15 protein-coding genes and 1 tRNA gene are annotated in these 17,667 nt (G+C 69.1%); 7 read left to right on the forward strand and 9 right to left on the reverse strand.

The window, feature by feature from the left end; all coding sequences use genetic code 11:
* Positions 1-4: 4 nt before the first annotated feature.
* The 4 genes from CSR00_RS18585 to CSR00_RS18600 form a co-directional block, all read right to left on the reverse strand.
* Positions 5-1,030: an NAD(P)H-dependent glycerol-3-phosphate dehydrogenase gene (locus CSR00_RS18585; protein WP_099023901.1), complete on the reverse strand. Its 1,026-nt coding sequence runs from the start codon at positions 1,028-1,030 to the stop codon at positions 5-7.
* A 68-nt stretch (positions 1,031-1,098) separates the two neighbouring features.
* The gene (locus CSR00_RS18590) at positions 1,099-1,443 is read right to left on the reverse strand and encodes a WXG100 family type VII secretion target (protein ID WP_099023902.1); all 345 of its coding nucleotides are present in this window, start codon (positions 1,441-1,443) and stop codon (positions 1,099-1,101) included.
* Positions 1,444-1,535: 92 nt separating this feature from the next.
* Complete coding sequence (locus tag CSR00_RS18595; RefSeq protein ID WP_099023903.1) at positions 1,536-3,053, reverse strand: flavin-containing monooxygenase; 1,518 nt, start codon at positions 3,051-3,053, stop codon at positions 1,536-1,538.
* A gap of 80 nt (positions 3,054-3,133) precedes the next feature.
* A complete protein-coding gene (locus CSR00_RS18600; RefSeq protein WP_099023904.1) occupies positions 3,134-3,625 on the reverse strand; it encodes a YajQ family cyclic di-GMP-binding protein in 492 nt (163 codons plus the stop codon).
* Between the two features lie 147 nt (positions 3,626-3,772).
* Between CSR00_RS18600 and CSR00_RS18605 the strand changes: the two genes are divergently transcribed.
* The 3 genes from CSR00_RS18605 to CSR00_RS18615 all read left to right on the forward strand — a co-directional run bounded on the left by CSR00_RS18605 (position 3,773) and on the right by CSR00_RS18615 (position 5,299).
* A tRNA-Tyr gene (locus CSR00_RS18605) sits at positions 3,773-3,855 on the forward strand.
* A 164-nt stretch (positions 3,856-4,019) separates the two neighbouring features.
* Complete coding sequence (locus CSR00_RS18610) at positions 4,020-4,613, forward strand: hypothetical protein (RefSeq protein ID WP_407662472.1); 594 nt, start codon at positions 4,020-4,022, stop codon at positions 4,611-4,613.
* A 215-nt stretch (positions 4,614-4,828) separates the two neighbouring features.
* Positions 4,829-5,299 carry an LppA family lipoprotein gene (locus CSR00_RS18615; protein WP_176562138.1) on the forward strand — a complete coding sequence of 157 codons (471 nt, stop codon included), beginning with the start codon at positions 4,829-4,831 and terminating at the stop codon, positions 5,297-5,299.
* A gap of 97 nt (positions 5,300-5,396) precedes the next feature.
* Here CSR00_RS18615 and CSR00_RS30705 read toward each other — a convergent pair whose 3' ends face one another.
* Complete coding sequence (locus CSR00_RS30705; protein ID WP_176562139.1) at positions 5,397-5,567, reverse strand: hypothetical protein; 171 nt, start codon at positions 5,565-5,567, stop codon at positions 5,397-5,399.
* Positions 5,568-5,681: 114 nt separating this feature from the next.
* Positions 5,682-8,684, reverse strand: coding sequence for a protein kinase domain-containing protein (locus CSR00_RS18620; RefSeq protein ID WP_099023907.1), 3,003 nt, complete (start codon positions 8,682-8,684; stop codon positions 5,682-5,684).
* 226 nt (positions 8,685-8,910) lie between these two features.
* Between CSR00_RS18620 and CSR00_RS18625 the strand changes: the two genes are divergently transcribed.
* Positions 8,911-10,230 (forward strand): alpha/beta hydrolase, encoded by a 1,320-nt coding sequence (locus tag CSR00_RS18625; RefSeq protein ID WP_245906232.1) that lies wholly within the window; start codon positions 8,911-8,913, stop codon positions 10,228-10,230.
* Between the two features lie 50 nt (positions 10,231-10,280).
* On the opposite strand, the gene CSR00_RS18630 is transcribed toward CSR00_RS18625, so the two are convergent.
* A complete protein-coding gene (locus tag CSR00_RS18630) occupies positions 10,281-11,096 on the reverse strand; it encodes a lysophospholipid acyltransferase family protein (RefSeq protein WP_407662473.1) in 816 nt (271 codons plus the stop codon).
* Positions 11,097-11,358: 262 nt separating this feature from the next.
* Between CSR00_RS18630 and CSR00_RS18635 the strand changes: the two genes are divergently transcribed.
* Positions 11,359-13,866, forward strand: a complete 2,508-nt coding sequence (locus CSR00_RS18635) for a cadherin-like domain-containing protein (protein ID WP_176562140.1) — start codon at positions 11,359-11,361, stop codon at positions 13,864-13,866.
* A 15-nt stretch (positions 13,867-13,881) separates the two neighbouring features.
* Here the strand turns inward: CSR00_RS18635 and CSR00_RS18640 are convergent, their stop codons facing one another.
* The gene (locus CSR00_RS18640) at positions 13,882-14,445 is read right to left on the reverse strand and encodes a hypothetical protein (protein WP_099023910.1); all 564 of its coding nucleotides are present in this window, start codon (positions 14,443-14,445) and stop codon (positions 13,882-13,884) included.
* Between the two features lie 5 nt (positions 14,446-14,450).
* Positions 14,451-15,083 carry an MspA family porin gene (locus CSR00_RS18645; RefSeq protein ID WP_407662474.1) on the reverse strand — a complete coding sequence of 211 codons (633 nt, stop codon included), beginning with the start codon at positions 15,081-15,083 and terminating at the stop codon, positions 14,451-14,453.
* 511 nt (positions 15,084-15,594) lie between these two features.
* Between CSR00_RS18645 and CSR00_RS18650 the strand changes: the two genes are divergently transcribed.
* Together CSR00_RS18650 and CSR00_RS18655 are read left to right on the forward strand one after the other, a co-directional pair.
* A complete protein-coding gene (locus CSR00_RS18650; RefSeq protein WP_099023912.1) occupies positions 15,595-16,914 on the forward strand; it encodes a DUF1800 domain-containing protein in 1,320 nt (439 codons plus the stop codon).
* Positions 16,915-16,928: 14 nt separating this feature from the next.
* Positions 16,929-17,594 (forward strand): DUF1501 domain-containing protein, encoded by a 666-nt coding sequence (locus CSR00_RS18655; RefSeq protein WP_099023913.1) that lies wholly within the window; start codon positions 16,929-16,931, stop codon positions 17,592-17,594.
* Positions 17,595-17,667 lie beyond the last annotated feature (73 nt).

The raw sequence follows: 17,667 nt of genomic DNA on the forward strand, positions 1-17,667 counted from the left end.
GCGCTCAGAAGCCCGACCCGTGCACCTCGTGGCCGGGCTTCTCGGCGATCAGGCCACGGTAGGCCTGCTCGACGCTGGACCCGTGGTTGATCACGCCGTCCACCTCGCGGGCGATCGGCATGCTCAGCCCGTACTTGTCGGCGAACTCCATGATCACGCTGGCCGCCTTGACGCCCTCGGCGACCTGGTTCATCGAGGCGATGATCTCGTCGATGGGTTTACCGGCGCCCAGCTGCTCGCCGACGTGGCGGTTGCGGCTGCGTTGGCTGGTGCAGGTGACGATCAGGTCGCCCATGCCGGCCAGCCCGGCGAAGGTGTCGCGCTGGCCGCCGACGGCCTCACCCAGCTTCGACATCTCGCGGACGGCCCGGGCCATCACCATGGCCCGGGTGTTCTCCCCGATGCCCAGCGAGTAGCCCATCCCGACGGCGATCGCGTAGACGTTCTTCAGCGCCCCGGCCATCTCGACGCCGATCACGTCGTCGGTGGTGTAGGTGCGGAACCGCTTCGTGCGGAACAGTTCCGCGAGGTTGGCGGCCAGGTGCTGGTCGGGCATCGCCAGCACCGAGGCGGCGGCGTAGCCGTCGGCGACCTCGCGGGCGATGTTCGGGCCGGCCAGGATGCCCGCGGGGTGCCCGGGCAGCACCTCGTCGACGATCTGGCTCATCCGCATGTTGGTGCCCTGCTCCAGGCCCTTGACCAGCGAGACCACCGGCACCCAGGGGCGCAGCTCCTTGGCCAGCTCGGTGAGTACGCCGCGGAAGCCGTGCGAGGGCACACCCATGACGATCACGTCGGCGCAGTTGGCGGCCTCGCTGAAGTCGTTGGTGGCCCGCAGCGACTCCGGCAGGACGGTGTCGTTGCCCAGGTAGCCGGTGTTGCGGTGATTGTCGTTGATGTCGGCGGCCGTCTCCGGCGAGCGGACCCATTGCAGGGTGGGGCCGCGGCGGGCGCAGATCGCGGCGACGGTGGTCCCCCAGGAGCCGCCACCGAGGACGACGACTTTCGGCTGACGTTGCGCAGGTGCCATGGCAAGAGACTATTGCCGGACGGCCGTGTGCCAGGCGAAGTTGGGAAATCCCTCCGGGCCGGGTCGTGCTAGCCCGCCGGCGCCGCGCCGGCGGTCGGCTGAGCGGGGCCGCCGTCGCCGCCGTAGACGCCGTCGAGGCGCTGCCGGCTCTGTTCCTCGCGTTCGCGGAACCGTTCGGCGCTGGTGGCCATGTGCTGGCCCTGGGTGTCGATCCGGGTCACCAGGTCGGAGGATCGGGTGGCCCACTGCGCGGCCCGGTCGCTCAGCGCGCCGGCCGAACGGCCCCGCCACCCGGCCCCGGCGGAGGAGACCCGGCCGGCGCTGGCGCTGTGACCGGCCGACAGGTCGTCGCCGTGGCTGCAGACCTTCGTCGCGGACGTCGTGAGCGCCTCGACGTCGATGTTCAGCGTCATCCCTGCAGGCCCCCTTTCGCCGGACTTCCGGACCCCATCCAAGCAAGCGGCCCGCGGGCCGTCACTTCACCCGGCCGGTGCCGGCCCGGCGCTCAGGCGCTCAGCGCGCTGCGGTCGGCGGCGCGGCCGAACATCATCGACTCGTCGATCTTGTCGACGAACCGGTGGTCGAAGGCGTCGGCGAAGTAGTTCTGCCGGACGTTCCACGGTCGTTTGGTGCCGGATTTGGGCAGTGCGTGCGGGTTGCGCAGCACGTAGCCGGCCTGGATGTCCCAGGACAGTTTCTCGGGCATCGGGCCGTCGCCGTGGTGCGGGTAGGCGTGGGTGTAGCCGCGAGAGTTCATGTAGGCCAACAACTTCGCCACCGACCGGGCGGTGATGTCGGCGCGCAGCGTCCAGGAGGCATTGGTGTAGCCCACACACCAGGCCAGGTTCGGCACGTCCTCGAGCATGTAGGCCTTGTAGACGAAGCGGTCCTGCGGCTTGATCTCGGTGCCGTCGAGGCTGACGTGCACCCCGCCGAGCGCCTGCAGCTGCAGGCCGGTGGCGGTCACGACGATGTCGGCGTCCAGGTGCGCCCCGGAGCGCAGCACGATGCCGGTCGCGTCGAAGTGGTCGATGTGGTCGGTGACGATCTCCGCGCGACCCGACGAGATCGACTCGAACAGGTCGCCGTCGGCGTCGAGGCACAGCCGCTGGTCCCACGGGTTGTAGTGGGGCTTGAAGTGCACGTCGACCGGGTAGCCGGCGGGCAGGTTGGCGGTGTTCTGGCGGCGGATGATGCCCTTGACCAGCCGGGGCCAGCCGCGGGACAGGAACCAGATCATTCCCTCGAACAGGGCGTTGCGCCACTTGGCGAAGGCGTGTGAAATCCGTCGCGGGGTGACCTTGCGCACCAGCTCGGTCAGGGGGTCCACCCGGGCGCCGGAGAACACGTAGGTGGGGGAGCGCTGCAGCATGGTGACCTTGCCCGCGGTGCGGGCCAGGGCGGGCACCAGCGTGATGGCGGTGGCTCCGCTGCCGATCACCACGACCTTCTTGCCGCGGTAGTCCAGATCCTGCGGCCAGTGCTGCGGATGGACCACCGTGCCGGTGAAGTCGTCGATGCCGGGCAGCTCGGGGGTGTAGCCCTCGTCGTAGTTGTAGTAGCCGCTGCCGAAGAACAGGAAGCGCGCCAGCACGGTCTTGGGCACACCGTCCTGCTCGAGGTGCACCGTCCAGGTGTCGGTGTCGGAGTTCCAGTCGACCGCGCGCACGTAGCTGCCGAACCGGATGTGCTTGTCGATGCCGTGCTTGTGGGCGGTCTCGGTGAGGTACTCGCGGATGTGTTCCCCGTCGGCCACCCCCTCGGTGCGCCGCCACGGTTCGTACGGGAAGCTCAGCGTGAAGATGGAGCTGTCGCTGCGTACGCCGGGGTAGCGGAACAGATCCCAGGTGCCGCCGATGCGGTCACGGCGCTCCAGGATCACGTAGTTGATCCCGGGATTGCGCTCGGTGATGCGGTAGGCGGCACCGAGCCCGGAGATTCCCGCTCCGATGATGACGACGTCGAATCGCTCGTACTCGCCCCCGGTGGTGCTGGCCGGCACGGGATCGGCGGTTGCGGTCATGGTGCCTCACTTCGGCGGTGTGGTCCTCGTCACTGCCCACCTTAGGCAACGGCCGGTTGGTCGGCCAGCACCGGAGCGCCTCAGCGGTAGTTGACGAACTGCAGCGCGACGTCGATGTCGGCCTGCTTGAGCAGCGCGATGACGGCCTGCAGGTCGTCGCGCTTCTTCGAGCTGACCCGGATCTCCTCGCCCTGAATCTGCGACTTGACGCCCTTGGGGCCCTCGTCGCGGATGATCTTGTTGATCTTCTTGGCGTTCTCGGCGTTGATGCCCTGCTTGAGGGTGCCGGTCACCTTGTAGGTCTTGCCGCTGGCCTGCGGTTCCCCGGCGTCGAAGGCCTTCATCGAGATGTCGCGGCGCACCAGCTTCTCCTTGAAGACGTCGACGGCGGCCTTGAGGCGTTCCTCGGTGGAGGAGACCAGTTCGATGTTCTCCTCGCCCTTCCAGGCGATGCTGGTGTCGGTGCCGCGGAAGTCGAAGCGGGTGGCCAGTTCCTTGGCGGCCTGGTTGAGTGCGTTGTCGACCTCCTGGCGGTCGACCTTGCTGACGATGTCGAACGATGAATCCGCCATTGGATCCGTCCCCTTTCGTGTGTGGCGACTGCCGCGGACCGGGTCCGCCGGTTCAGCAGCCGGGCGTTTTCGTCTTGGGACCATCCTCGTTGTACCCTGCTAGTCGCACCAAACCCGGGGCCCCGAGTTCCGGGGTGGTGCGACCCCGGCAGGTTGCCCGAGCGGCCAATGGGAGCGGACTGTAAATCCGTCGGCTAACGCCTACACAGGTTCGAATCCTGTACCTGCCACGCTCGTCAGGCCCCCTTTCGAGGGGGCCTGATTGCGTTCTCCGGGCGGGGACGTCCGCCGCCTGGTTCCAGTTAGGCGCCCAAGAGATGCATGAGATGAAGGCCCGGCAGCAATGACACTCGGGGACACTCGGGATCCGCCGAAGGGCGCGCACCGAATGGCGGTGCTCTCGATCACTGCGGCGCTCGCCGCCGCGTGCGGTGGCGACGGTCCGCTCGGGCCTCCCGTCCCCGCCGGTGTCACCGACATCGGGGGACCTCCGATGACGTCGGCGCCGCCGCCACCACCCGGCTGGCACGTCAACGAGGTCGTCCCGCGAAGCCAACTGGAGGCCCGCGACACGATCCTCGGTTACCTCCGTCGCACCCTGGGAGCCTTACCGCCCAATACCGTGGTGGACAGCAGCGGCTTCGTGGGCTCGGGGCAAGCCGCCTGGTGTGACGACGAACCCGACGATCCCGGCAACGCCCCGGTGTACCTGCAAACCATCGGCGATGTGAACGTGCCCGGGGGCATGGACCCGGCGGCCATCGTCAGCGCGGTCGGCGATCAATGGCGCACCTGGGGCTGGTATGTCATCGAGCGCGACGGCTTCCACAAGCCCAACCAGTTCGGTTACGCCCCTGACGGATACCGGCTCCAGGTCGAGATGTCGAACCCACCGAGCTACCCGCCGACACTGATCGCGATATCGCCCTGCTTTCCGGGTGGCCGCACCAGCGGTTCCACCTTCCCCACGGTGGTCGGTGCACGGTAGGCGTGGATCGCTGACCTGAGACGATCGGTCTCACACCACCGTCCACGCCGTCGTTGCCGTCGTCGCCGACTCGGTAGCAGTCCCCAGAAGTGAGTACATCCTTGACACCACGACCACGACCACGACACCGACCGCGACCACGGATACGACGCCGACCGCGACTGCGTGCTGCCGGCTGCGTGGCCGTCGCCCTGATCGGGGCGACTGGATGCCACGTGAACAGGCCCTATCACCCTACCGACCCGGCCGAAGCCAGCCGGGCCGCAGCAAGCCTCGCCGCGCTACCGACGCTGCAGGACACCCGAAACCGGCTGGTATCCACCATCGAACGGATCGGGCGCCAGATCTCGGCGGTCGCACCGACCGTTACCTGGCGCTGGCACCGCGAAGAAAGCCGGACCGGGTGCACGCCCCCCTACGAGCAATCCGAGGGTCAGGTGATCCTGCTGGCCAACTACCTCTCCGATGCACCGATCCCCGAACAGGACTGGCAACGGGCCTACGACATCGCCGCCGGTGCCGCCGACGAACTCGGCGCCACCACCAGAACGGTGTTCAAGGACGCACCCAACAACCACGACGTCCAGTTCTCCAACGACACCGGGATCGCACTGCGAATTGCGTCTCAACGCTCGGCGGTTCTCACCGGCGGGACCGGCTGCCGACTCGCCACTGAGAGGCGGTGAAACCCGACCTGAATCGCCTCGCGGTCAGTGACGATTCCCGAAGACCCAGGACACCGATCGGACGTCTCGCAACTTCGCTGATCGGTGGTCGGGCCGGTCAACGGTGCAGCGCGTAGGCCGCCATGAAGACGGTCAGCAGGGTCAGCGCGCCGACGGCGGCGTAGCCGAGGGCCGGCGGTGCGACGTCCTGGCGCAGGCGAAGTTCACGGCGCGCTCGGCGCACACGTCGCCGCAGACGGTGCCAGGACTCACGCGGATCGGTCGCCAACTCATCACCCCCAGTGCCCGCGAACCGGCGTTGCACCGACGCTAGGCGCCGCCGCGCCCCGCCCGGCAGGGTGCCGACCTGCCGATGGCCTGGGAGTTGCCTGTGCGGGTGGGTTCAGGCGGATTCCGCGAGTGCGAAGGCCGCCGCCTCGGCGAGGCTCATCGCGGCGCCCTCGCGGCGCGCGGCGTCGAAGACGTCCGCACCCAGCGCCGTGCGCGTCCGGCGTTCACAGTGGGCGTGCATGTCGTGCAGGCGGGGAAGCGGGACCGTGACACTGCCGACCGCGTGGGACAGGTGGTCGGCGGCCCCCATCATCACCGCGGCCGCGCGCGCGTGGTCGCGCTGCGCGGCGATCCACGCCAACCCCTCCAGGCAGCCCGCGGCGTTGCGCCGATCGTCGATGAGTTGCGCGAACCGGAGGCCCTCCCGCAGCAGCGGCTCGGCACGGTCGGATCCGCCGTGCTGAATCCAGCGGATCCCCAACTCCCAGAGGGCATAGGACCGATAGACCTGTTCGCCGCTGGCGGTCGCGAGTGCCAGCGCCTTCTCCTGCCAACTCAGCGAGCGCTCGGTCTCGCCGGCGAACTCGAGCGCCCAGCCGAGCAGCAGCATTCCGTTGAACTGCATGTTGGGTTCGTCACTGGTCTGCAGGGCTGTTTCCAGCTCGGTGACCGCACACGCGAAGTCGCCGCGCATGATCGCGATGATCCCGTCCGCGATCGCCACCCCGGCGAGTGCGAACGGATCAGCTGTCTGCTCGGCAAGCGCACGCGCCTCCGCCGCCCGGGCCGCACCCTCCGTCACGTCGCCGCACAGCGGAAGTGTCAACGCGGAGCTGAAGAGTGCCTGCACGCGATCACGGGTCGGCCGCCTCGGTGCGCGCGCCAGGGCGCTGTCCGTCCAGTGGCGCGCCTCCCGCAGCATCCCCCGGCACATCCAAAACGGTTGCAGCGCCGCGACAATCCCCAGTGCTGCCGTTCCGTCCTCGGACAGGCTGAAGTCGAGGGCCTCCCGGATGTTCGGCATCTCCCGCTGGATGCGCGCCAGGCAGTCGAGCTGGCGCGGACCGAACCACGAGTCGAAGGCGTCCTGGGCCAGCCGTCGGTACCAGTCGGCGTGCCGCCGCCGCAGCTCCAGGTACTCGGCGTCCGTTCCGGACCGCAGCCGGCCGTATTCCCGCAACATCTCCAGCAGCCGGAACCGGACGACGTCGTGGGACTCGGTCCGGATCAGGATCGACTTGTCGACGAGTGAGGTGAGGAGGTCCAAGAACTCGTCGTCGTCCATGCCGGAGCCGCAGACCTGTTGCGCCGCCTCCAGATCGAACACGCCGGCGAAAACCGACAGCTGGCCCCACAATCGCTGTTCGGCCGGAGTGCACAGCTCGTAGCTCCACTCGACGGTCCAGCTCAGCTTCTGCTGCCGATGCGGGGCGCCCCGGCCCCCGCGGGTGAGCAGGCGGTAGCGATCGGTGAGCCTGTCCAGCAGTTGATCGGGGGACATGGCGCGCAGCCGTGCCGCGGCGAGCTCGATCGCCAGCGGCAGGCCCTCCAGGCGGGACACGATGCTCGCGACGGTCGCCCTGTTCTCCGCGGTGAGGCGGAAGTTGTGCACCGCGGCGGCGGCCCGGTCGCAGAACAGGGTGACGGCGTCGAAGTTGCCCAGGGAATCGAGGATCGCCGCGTCGTCGGCCCCGGGATACCCCAGCGGAGTGACCACCTCCACGGTCTCGCCGTACACGCCCAGGCGCTCGCGGCTGGTGGCAAGGATCCGCAGCTGCGGGCAATCCCTGAGCAGTTCCTCGACCAGCCGCGTGACGTCGTCGATCAGCTGTTCACAGTTGTCCAGGACCAGCAGCAGGTTGCGCGGGGCCAGAAAGTCGACGAGGACGTCGCGCAGCGCTCTGCCCGACTCGTCGCGCAGGCCCAACCCCGCCGCCACCACGTCGACCAGCAGCGAGCCGTCACGGAGCTCACCGAGCTCGACCATCCGCACGTCGTCGGTGGAGTCCTGCTGCACCTCGGCCGCGACGCGCCGCGCCAGCCGGGTCTTGCCGACCCCGCCCAGGCCGGTCAGCGTCACCATCCGTGAGGTCGCCAACAGTTCACGCACCGCATGCAACTCGGCGTCGCGCCCGACGAAACTGGTCAGTTCGGCGGGAAGGCTGCCGGGGCGGCGGGGGCGTCGGGAGGACTGCGTGTCCGCGGGCCGCTCTTCACCGCGGGAGGCGCGGGAGGCCATCACGTCGACGGGGAGGCCGTGCGCGGCCTGCGCCCGCTGGAGTTGCTCGCCCAGTTCGGCGGCGGAGGGGCGCTCGGCGGGGGAGCGGGCCATGGCCTTCTCGACGATGGCCGCGATGTCCGCGGGGATGCCGCGGTCCTGCAGGTCGGGCACCGGGTCGCCGGCGATGCGCAGGAACTGCGCGACGATCTGCTCGCCGGAGCGGCGCTCGAACGCCGCGTGACCGGTCAGCATGGCGAACAGGGTGGCGCCCAGCCCGTAGACGTCGGAGGCCTGCGTGGGCGGGTCACCGGACACCACCTCGGGAGCGGTGAACGCCGGCGACCCGGTGATGGTGCCCGCCGAGGTCTGGAATCCCCCGGTGATGTGTGCGATTCCGAAGTCGCTCAGCGCGGGCTCGCCGTACTCGGTCAGCAGGATGTTCGCCGGCTTGACGTCGCGGTGCAGAATGCCCACACGGTGGGCCGCCTGCAGCGCGCCGGCCATCTTCACTCCGACCCGCAGCGCCTCGTCGAGCGGCAGCAGGCCCAGCCGCTTGATGCGGTCCTCGACCGAACCCCGGGGGTGGTATTGCATGACCAGATAGGGCTGGTCACCGGTGGTCTGGCCCACCTCCAGGATTCCGACGATATTGGGGTGGCCGGTCAGCTTCGCCATCGCGTGCTGTTCGCGCAGGAACCGCTCCCGGTCCTCCTGCAGGTCGGCGGTGAGTACCTTGACGGCGACCTCGCGATCCAGGGCGACCTGTGTGCAGCGGAACACGATGCCGAACCCGCCGCGGCCGATCTCGTCGGCGTCGGCAAATCCGGCCGCACGCAGATCCGTGGCGACGGCAGAGCCGACGTCGCGCTGCGTCTGGACGGGATCGTTGTCCATGGGTTCCTCAGCGCGAGGATAGATCTTCTCGCCCCGCCCCCGGGCCGGTTGTGCCATACCGGGCGGGCGGCGCCGGTGCGGGCCGGTGCCCGATCGCCGCGGTGGCTACTGATGGAACACGTAAGTGTCATTCATCACATAAACTCGTCTCTATGAGACACATCACGTCGCGTGTCTCGGTAGGTGGGGTCCCGCCCCGGGACGCCCACCCGAGGAGGGCCAACGTATGGGGTTCGGCAAGTCACCCGACATGACCGCGGCGTCATCCCGCGGCGAGTCCACCACCACCCCCGGCGAAGCGGTCGGGTGGTCGTCGACCGAAGAGGGCGCGTCCGCCCAGACGCCCGCCCAACCGCCGTGGTGGGCGCGGTTGAATCCCACCGATTGCCTGCTGACGTTGGGCGAATCGTGTGCCGCTCTGCCGCTGGTGGGCAAGCGCATCGAACCGCTCGTGTCGATGTCCGCGATGGCGCTGTGGGGCGTGCGTGTGGCACCGGAGATGCTGTCCTACCTGGTGCAGAAGAAGTTGCCCACGGGAGAGCCGAAGCCACGCAGGGAGGATCTCGAACCCGTGCACGAGGTCAGCGCGGCGGCGCTACAGGGGCTGGTGTCACCGGAACGGCTCGACATCGAATGGCCCGCTCCCGACCGGCTGCCCCCGGTGGTCAGGTACGCCACCACCCGACAGCAATACCTGCACCGATCACCGATCAGCTACGGCAGCGCCCCGGGGCAGCTGCTGGAGATCTGGCGACGCGAGGACCTGCCCGCGCAGCCCGCGCCGGTCGTGGTCTTCGTCCCCGGCGGCGGCTGGGTGCACGGCAAGCGCATGCTGCAGGGCTACGCGCTGATGTCGCACCTGGTCGAGCAGGGCTGGATCTGCCTGTCGATCGATTACCGGGTTTCGCCGCAGCACCGCTGGCCGCGACATGTCACCGACGTCAAGGCCGCGGTCGCCTGGGCCCGCGCCAACATCGCCGAGTTCGGCGGCAATCCGGACTTCATCGCCGCGGCGGGGTGCTCTGCCGGCGGGCACCTGGCCGCACTGGCGGGCCTGACCGGCGACGACACGGACCTGCACACGGAGTTGCCTCCGGGGGCGGACGCCTCCGTGGACGCGGTGGTGGGCATCTACGGTCGCTACGACTGGGTCGACCGGTCAACCCCGGAGCGTGACCGGTTCGTTGAGTTCCTGGAACACGTCGTCGTCCGGAAGAAGATCGTGGAACACCCCCACGTGTTCCACGATGCGTCGCCGATCGCGCGGGTACGCCCGGATGCCCCGCCGTTCCTGATCGTGCACGGCGGCGCCGACACCGTGATCCCGGTTGCGCAGGCGCGCGAATTCGTCGAACGGCTGCGCGCGGTATCGCACTCGGCGGTCGGCTACCTGGAGGTACCCGGCGCCCAGCACGGATTCGACCTCACCGACGGCGCGTGCACCGCGTCGGTGGTGACCGCCATTCGGCTCTTCCTCGACGAGGTTCATCAGAACGCCGTCGCCTCGCACGCGGGCCCTGCTCGCGGAATCGCCGAAGGGATGTAGCGGGATCCTCCCACGCGAGCCCCACCTCACTCCGGAGGCGCTGCGGGGGGTCACCCCAGGACGGGGAAACGCCGCTGAGCGGCCAGCTCATCCAGTGCGGACTGCATCGCGTCGCGGACCCGCGCGTCGACCGCGTCGATATCGGGGTTCGGGCCGAATTCGGTGGTGATGTCGATCGGGTCCAGCACCTCGGTGATGATCTTGGAGGGGAACGGCAGGTTCGCCGTTCCCACACTGAGCCCCAGCGGGAAGCCGAACGACACCGGCATCTGTTCGAGACGCGCCAGGCGCTTGAGGCCCAGCCATTTCGCCAGCCAGGTCCCACGGGTCAGATACAGCTGCGTCTCCTGTCCGCCGATCTGCACGGCGGGCACGATCGGGACGCCGGAGTCGATCGCCATCGTGACGTAGCCGGTCCGGCCACCGAAATCGATGACGTTCTGCTCCCAGGTCGGCCGCGCCGCATCGTGGGCCCCGCCGGGGAAGACCACGAGCGCCGCACCGGAGCCCAGCGCCTTGGCGGCGTTGTCCCGACTGGCGCGCAGCATCCCCATCCGCATCAGCGTTCCGGTGGCCGGGGTTCGGAACAGGATGTCGTGGGCGAGGAAATACAGCCGGCGGTCGTAGCCGAACGTGTCGAAGAAGCCGGCCCAGATCACCGGCATGTCCCAGGCGAACGGGAGGCCTGAATGGTTCGACACGATCAGCGCTCCGCCGGACGGCACCTTCTCGAGGCCGCGCACTTCGGCCCGGAACCACTGGTTGAGGAGTGGGCGCGCCCACTTGACCATCCGCCGCATCATGTCCGGATCCCACTCTCCGGTGAACTCACCCGGCCGGTGGAGCTGGTGATCGGTGTCGTTCAACGCGGGCTCCCATCGGCGGCCGGGATGCGGCACGAAGCGATGACCAAACCGGCCGCAAGTCGAAAGTGGACTGCGACAACGCCCCAGCATAGTGTGAGGCAGATCACATAGCACTCTCCTTCTTTGCGACCGGTGCGAAAGGCGGCGACGGCCCGGGCGGGGTGGTCAGCCCAGGGGTCGGCGGATCCTCGTCGGCATCGCTCGATTCGGCTTCATTGGGCTAACTCCGGGGCTACCCTCGGGCCAAGTGGGAGGGGGTCCCGTGTCGGCGCAGCAACACATCCCTTGGGTCGCCGGTGCGGCGGTGTCGGCGGGGATCGGAGCCGCCGTCCTGTTCGGTGGGGCCGCGGTGGCCCACGCAGCGCCCTCCGACTCGTCCTCGGTGTCGGGCAGCAGGTCAGATTCCGGGGGAGACGGCGGCGACAGCTCGAAGCGCGGGACTGCTGCTGCCGCCGACACCGCCAACAACCATGGCGATGCCAGCGACGCGGCCGGGGACGACGATGGGGCCGGCGAGGGGGCCGACGAGGGCGGCGACTTCTCTGACGTGGCCACTCTCTCGTCGGCGCGATCGAAGGAGACGGCGGGCGACGAGCGTGGTGTCGAGGACGCGGACGCCCCGGAGCTGGACGCCGCGGACCTGGACGCCCCGGATCTCGACGCCGCGGATCCCGACGCCGCGGACCCCGACGCCGACGACACCCACGCCGACGACAGCGTGCCCGGCGAGGACACCGCTGCCGGCGAGGACGCCGATGGCGGGGACCCGCCGCTTCCGGTAGCACCCCAGGCCGCCGACCGGACCGCGGCGGACAGCGCCGACGCCGCGCAGGCCCCGAACTCCGCCCCGACCGCGACGACGACGGTCGAGGACCCGGACCCGCTCACCGGCGTCACGAACGTCACCGTCACCGGCGAGGACCCGGACGGCGACACGTTGAGCTACGCGGCGACCCGGGCGACATTCGGGCGGGTGGTCGGCGACGGCGGCGGCGCCTTCACCTACACGCCGACGACGTTCTCGCGGGTAGTGGCGCGCTTCGTTCCGTTCCTGCGGTCCGACCGCTTCGCGGTGACCGTCAGTGACGGACGCGGCGGCACCGTCTCGTCGACGGTGATCACCGCGATCGTCCCCGTCAACAGGGCGCCGCGGGCCCGGGCGTCCACCGTCAACGCACCGGTCCCCGATAGCGGCGTCGTCACGGGGCAGGCCAGGGCCGTGGACCCCAACTGGGACACCGTCACCTTCCGGGCGTCGACGGCGCAGCCCGGCAAGGGCAGCGTCACCGTCAACCCCGACGGCACGTTCCGCTACAGCCCGACCGCCGAGGCCCGGCACACCGCGGCATCGGACACCGCGTCACCGGCCGAGCGCACCGACACCTTCGGCGTGACCGCGGTGGACGCCTACGGCGCCGTCACCGACATCGCGGTCACAGTGACGATCAGTCCGTTCAACACGGCACCGACCGGCGCGGCCACCGTGTCCGACCCGGATCCGGCGAGCGGGGTCGTCACCGGAAGGGTGATCGGGGTCGACGCCGACGGGGACGGGCTGACCTACGGCGGGTCCACCACCACCGCCAAGGGCACGGTCGTGGTGGGCCTCGACGGTGCCATCGTGTACTCGCCCACCGAGATCGCCCGGCGCAACGCCTCCTCGGTGTACTCCACGCCCGCACTGAGATCCGACACCTTCGGCGTCACCGTCTCCGACGGCTACGGCGGGGTCACCACCGTCGCCGTGCGCGTCGCGGTCACCCCCGACACCTCGTCGCCGGCCGCGGTGCCGCCCTCGACGTTCTGCGGGTGCACGCTCATGCCGGCGGACACCATCTTCCACGCCGACGTCCGTGACGTGCCGGTGCTTCCCGAGTCGCTGGGCTGGATCGAACTGCTCGGCGGCGCCAGGGGCGCCACGCTGCGGGCCCGCTGGGGTGGCTCGGAGTGGATGGGCAGCACCGCGGGCATTCCCGTCAACGTCGTCGGCGCCGAGCACCCCACCGAGACCGTGATCTTCAACCGGGGCTACACGACGTCGGGTCCCGGCATCGACGAGTCGCCCTACGCGATCCCCGATCGTCCGCTGGTCGAGGGCATGCCGTCCTATCCGGCCTGGGACCGGCACCTGTTCGTGTTCCGGGAGGGGACGTGCATCTCCCAGGAGTTGATCAACGTCGCCAACGGTGTCGAGTTGCCCGGGGCGGGCGTGCTCGACATTCTCGGTAACGCCGTCTACCGGTCGATCTGGGGGTCGTCGTGGATCGCCCAGGCCGGCGTGCACTACGACATGAGTTCGGCGCGCTATCCGGCGATCGGTTCGGCCAACGCGTCGTGGCTTCCGCAGGTGCCGACGATGCTGCGGCCCGACGAGATCGAACGCGGCTACGTCGACCACATGCTGGGTATCACGATCGCCAAAGACCTTGGTGCGGGCTATGTCTGGCCGGCCCGCGGGGGAGACGGCAGCGGCGCCGACGGTGTCCCGATGGGGATGGTGTTCCGGCTGCGCGAGGACGTCGACCTCAGCGGTTACGCCGCATCCACGCAGGCGGTCCTGCGCGCACTTCAGGTGCACGGCGCCGTCGTCTACGACTCCAGCGGCCCGGGCGGAGAGGGCATGGGCCTCGCGGCGATGAGCAACGGGTGGGAGGGCACCGACTTCCTCGACATGCAGCGCGAGCTCGGCACGGTTCCGGTGCGGTGGTTCGAGGCCGTCGACGTGGTCGGCCTCGCCGCCGATCCCGCCAGCGGTTGGCAGATCCGCTGACCGGTGCCGGCGCGGCTACGCCAGCGGCGGTCCCTCGGCCGTCCCGTGCGGGTTGCCCGGCAGCTCCAGCAGCGGCGGCGGCATGCCCGCAACGTCGGTCGGTGCGGCAGATTCGGGTTCGAGCGGGGTGGCCGGTGGCCTGCCCGCGGCGTCCTCGGTGGACGGCAGCGCAGAGACGCCCGCGCCGACGTTGATGCCGGGGGTCGGTATGCCCGGCGGTTCCAGGCCGCCGGAGATGCCGTATCGACTGTTGGACGTCACCAGCGGTCCGTCGGCCGGTCCGCTGTTGCCCAGGCGGCTGCCGGGCAGCCCGGTGGCACCCATGGCGGGATCGACGCTCGAACTGATCTGGGCGCCACGGGAATCGGTGACCGCCGGCGGTCCCACCGCGATGATGTTGTAGGTGTAGTCGAAGCTGCCCGGTTCGGCCTCGGGCTCGCCGGGCACGTACGGGGGCGGATCGGGAAGGTCGGGTTGGGCCGTGGCGACCGGTGCGATAGGGGCCAACGCCGCGGCGAGGGTCAGAGCGGCCGGCAGCGCCGTGGCCGCGACGAGGGTGGCGAGCCGGGTGCGGTCCATGTCCGTCAGATCTTGATCGGGTCGCCGTAGACGGCGAACTGGGTGTGGGCCGCGTCGGTGGAGATCCGCAGGTAGGCGTAGGACCGCACCGTCACGTCGCCGCCGCACGCGTCGGCCTCGATATGGATGTTGTCGATGTCGATCATCGCCCTGCCGTCCTGGTTGATGACCATGTTGGACAGCGGCAGGTCGACGATGACGCCGGGCTGCAGCACGGTCTGGACGAAGCCCGCGAGGCCGCCGGCCCCACCCACCGACGCGTCCGGCAGGATCCCGCCCCCGACGCCGATGCTGCCCAGCGGGGCGACGCCGCCGGTGCCGCCGTACTGCAGGCCCGCCGACACATCGGACTGGCAGCCGAGCTGGTAGCCGAGGATGAAGATGCTGTCGGTGATCGGACTGGACCCGCCGACGGCGGTCGCGGTCGCCGAGGCGGTGACGAACGCCTCCCGGGAGTTGTCGGCGTTGGCCAGGTTGGGCACCGAGTTCACGACCTCGTTGTCCACGCGGATGTTGAGCTGCCACCCGTCACGGGAGACCTTGTCGTAGTTCAGCGGCCGCATGCTGACCGGCTCGGCCTGCACCGGTGTCGCCGCGGCCACCGCGCCGATCAGTGCCGCCGTCACCGCAGTGCCCATTCCCACCCGCCACCGCATCACCGGTTCTCCTGATCAGCTGGAATTGACGCGGCTGACGCTCGCGGCGAGATTGTAAGCACAACTACCGTTTCCGCGCCGCCCGACGGACGGGGCCGACGACGTGTGGCTGTGTCCCTGGGGTTGGATCGATGAACACTCGGTGAACGTGCTGCAGTATGGCGCAGGCTGCAACGGTGGTGACAATTCGTCCGGGGGCGTTTGTTACCACGGATGGTTGTGTGTGTTTGCGCGGCTGCCGCGTCGGCAGCGTGGTCTGGCGGGGATTCGCCAAATATCCTCTGCCTCAGAGGAAGCCGGCACACGCTGAGGCCGCAGGCGGTGCCCGCTCCCTTACTTGGCGTCCTTTTCTTCGGCTGTCGAGTTGGCGTGGCGGCGAGGGGTTCGGTTAGGTTGGCCGTAGCATTACTGGGGAGCGTCCGCGCCATCGTCGGTGCAGTCGGACGTCGACAATTCTGGGGGCCAGCAAGGGGTTATGGGGGTCGGCTAGCAGGTGGGTGCGCAATCCGACGAATGGATCACCGCGGCGCGGTTACTGCGCCGTAGCGGTTTCGGCACTACCGGCAAGGACGTCGACAAGGTGGTAGCTGCGGGCGAGATTTCTTCGACGGTGAAGAAGATGCTAGCTGGCGACCCCGACAGGGATCCGGGTGCCCGCAAGACGCCGATGCCAGAAGTGGAGCTACCCGAACCTCCAGGTCGCTCTGCGTCCGAGGAGGGGCGACGCCGTTACGGGCGGGAGCTGAATCGACAGATGGAAGAGCTGACGCGATGGTGGGTGCGCCGGATGGCAGCCGTCGAGCAGCCAGTTCATGAGAAGCTCACTTTTTTGTGGCACAACCACTTCGCCACGTCGGCGGACAAGGTGCGCAAGGCGGCGTTGATGGCTGCGCAAAACATCAAGTTGCGTAGCCTGTGTCTCGGCGACTTCGAAGATCTCGCCTATTCGATGCTCACCGACGCCGCCATGGTCCTCTGGCTCGACGGCAAGGGCAATGAGGCGGGAGCGCCGAACGAAAACCTGTCGCGAGAATTCATCGAACTGTTCGCCCTAGGCCATGGCAATGGCTACACCGAAGGCGACGTTCGCGAAGGTGCTCGCGCCTTGACAGGCTGGACAGTCGGTGCGGACGGCGAGGCGAAGTTCGTAAAAGGCCGCCACGATGCCGACGAGAAGGAGGTCCTCGGGGTCTCAGGGCATCTGGACGCGAAGTGGTTCTGCCGTGCTGTCGTTGGTCACAGAAAGTCGCCGGGCTTCATTGCCAGCCGGCTCTGGCAGCAGCTAGCGTCGGACCAGCCCGCCGCGGAGCAGACGTTGAGTCATCTGACGAAAGCGTTTGGATCCGACCGCGACCTGCGTGCGCTCACCATCGCGGTTCTGGCTGACCCAGAGTTCCTAAGAAGTCGCGAGACTGTAGTGACTCCTCCTATCGACTGGGTAATCGGCCTTGTCCGCACGTTGGATGTCCCACTGCATGATTCGAAAGACGTCACCCGAATCGAGTGGTTCCTGAGGTCGCTTGGCCAGCTGCCATTCTACCCACCGAGTGTCGGTGGGTGGCCGAGCGGACGTGCGTGGCTGTCGACTTCCGCGGTCGGTGTTCGCCTTAGCGCGGCTCTCCACGCCGTGGAGAAAGGCGATATCAGTGCTGTCGAATCGGCCGGTAAGTCCGAACGGCTGGACGCGGTGGGCTACCTGATCGGGGTCGGAGAGTGGTCGGACGCCTCTGCCAAGGCCCTCACGCCGCTCGTGACGGAGCCGGACGCCCTTGTCGTCGCGGCCGTGAACACCCCCGAGTACCTGACCGCCTAAGGAGCATCGGTTTCGTGTCCTCCCTCAGCCGCCGAACGTTCCTGCACTCGTGTGCGGCCGCCGTCGCGGCGGCGGGGCTGGCGCCGGCCGCCTCCGTCGCCTGGAGCGACTTGGCGCTGGCGGCATCGGAAAACCCCCTGCACGGCGACTCGGGAATCCTGGTGCTGATCACACTGGGCGGTGGCAACGACGGCCTGAACACCCTCATTCCCTACGGCGACGACACCTACTACGACAGCCGGTCCGACCTGGCGATCGCGTCGGAGAAGGTCCTCGCACTCGACGACGGACTCGGGCTGAATCCGGTCATGCAGGGGCTGTCGAAACTCTACGACCGGAAGTCCCTCGCGATCGTGCGCGGCGTCGGGTACCCCGAGCCCGACCACAGCCATTTCCGCTCGATGGACATCTGGCAGTCCGGCTCCACCGACAACGGCGTCACCACCGGCTGGATCGGGCGCTGGCTGGACGCGACCGGAGCGGATCCGCTGCGTGCCCTCAACATCGGCTCCCTGGTTCCGAGGCTGGCCGTCGGGGAGAAGGCCACCGCGGCATCGCTGTCGACCGACACCTTTCCGAGCTCGGACACACGCGCGCTGGTTCACCGCCTAGGTGGTGTCTGTCAATTGCGGACGCGGTGGTTGATGATGATCGCGGCTAGGGTTACCCCTCCGAGGTAGCTCAGGGCGTACTTGTCGTATCGGGTGGCGATTCCTCGCCAGTGCTTGAAGCGGTTGAAGGATCGCTCGACAG

Source organism: Mycolicibacterium palauense (assembly GCF_002592005.1).
GTDB lineage: Bacteria > Actinomycetota > Actinomycetes > Mycobacteriales > Mycobacteriaceae > Mycobacterium > Mycobacterium palauense.

Coding starts and splice junctions, on each gene's coding strand:
- CSR00_RS18645 (WP_407662474.1), bottom strand. CDS start 15,083: ATGGGCACTGCGGTGACGGCGGCACTGATCGGCGCGGTGGCCGCGGCG.
- CSR00_RS18620 (WP_099023907.1), bottom strand. CDS start 8,684: ATGGACAACGATCCCGTCCAGACGCAGCGCGACGTCGGCTCTGCCGTC.
- CSR00_RS18600 (WP_099023904.1), bottom strand. CDS start 3,625: ATGGCGGATTCATCGTTCGACATCGTCAGCAAGGTCGACCGCCAGGAG.
- CSR00_RS18585 (WP_099023901.1), bottom strand. CDS start 1,030: ATGGCACCTGCGCAACGTCAGCCGAAAGTCGTCGTCCTCGGTGGCGGC.
- CSR00_RS18595 (WP_099023903.1), bottom strand. CDS start 3,053: ATGACCGCAACCGCCGATCCCGTGCCGGCCAGCACCACCGGGGGCGAG.
- CSR00_RS18590 (WP_099023902.1), bottom strand. CDS start 1,443: ATGACGCTGAACATCGACGTCGAGGCGCTCACGACGTCCGCGACGAAG.
- CSR00_RS18640 (WP_099023910.1), bottom strand. CDS start 14,445: ATGGACCGCACCCGGCTCGCCACCCTCGTCGCGGCCACGGCGCTGCCG.
- CSR00_RS18625 (WP_245906232.1), top strand. CDS start 8,911: ATGGGGTTCGGCAAGTCACCCGACATGACCGCGGCGTCATCCCGCGGC.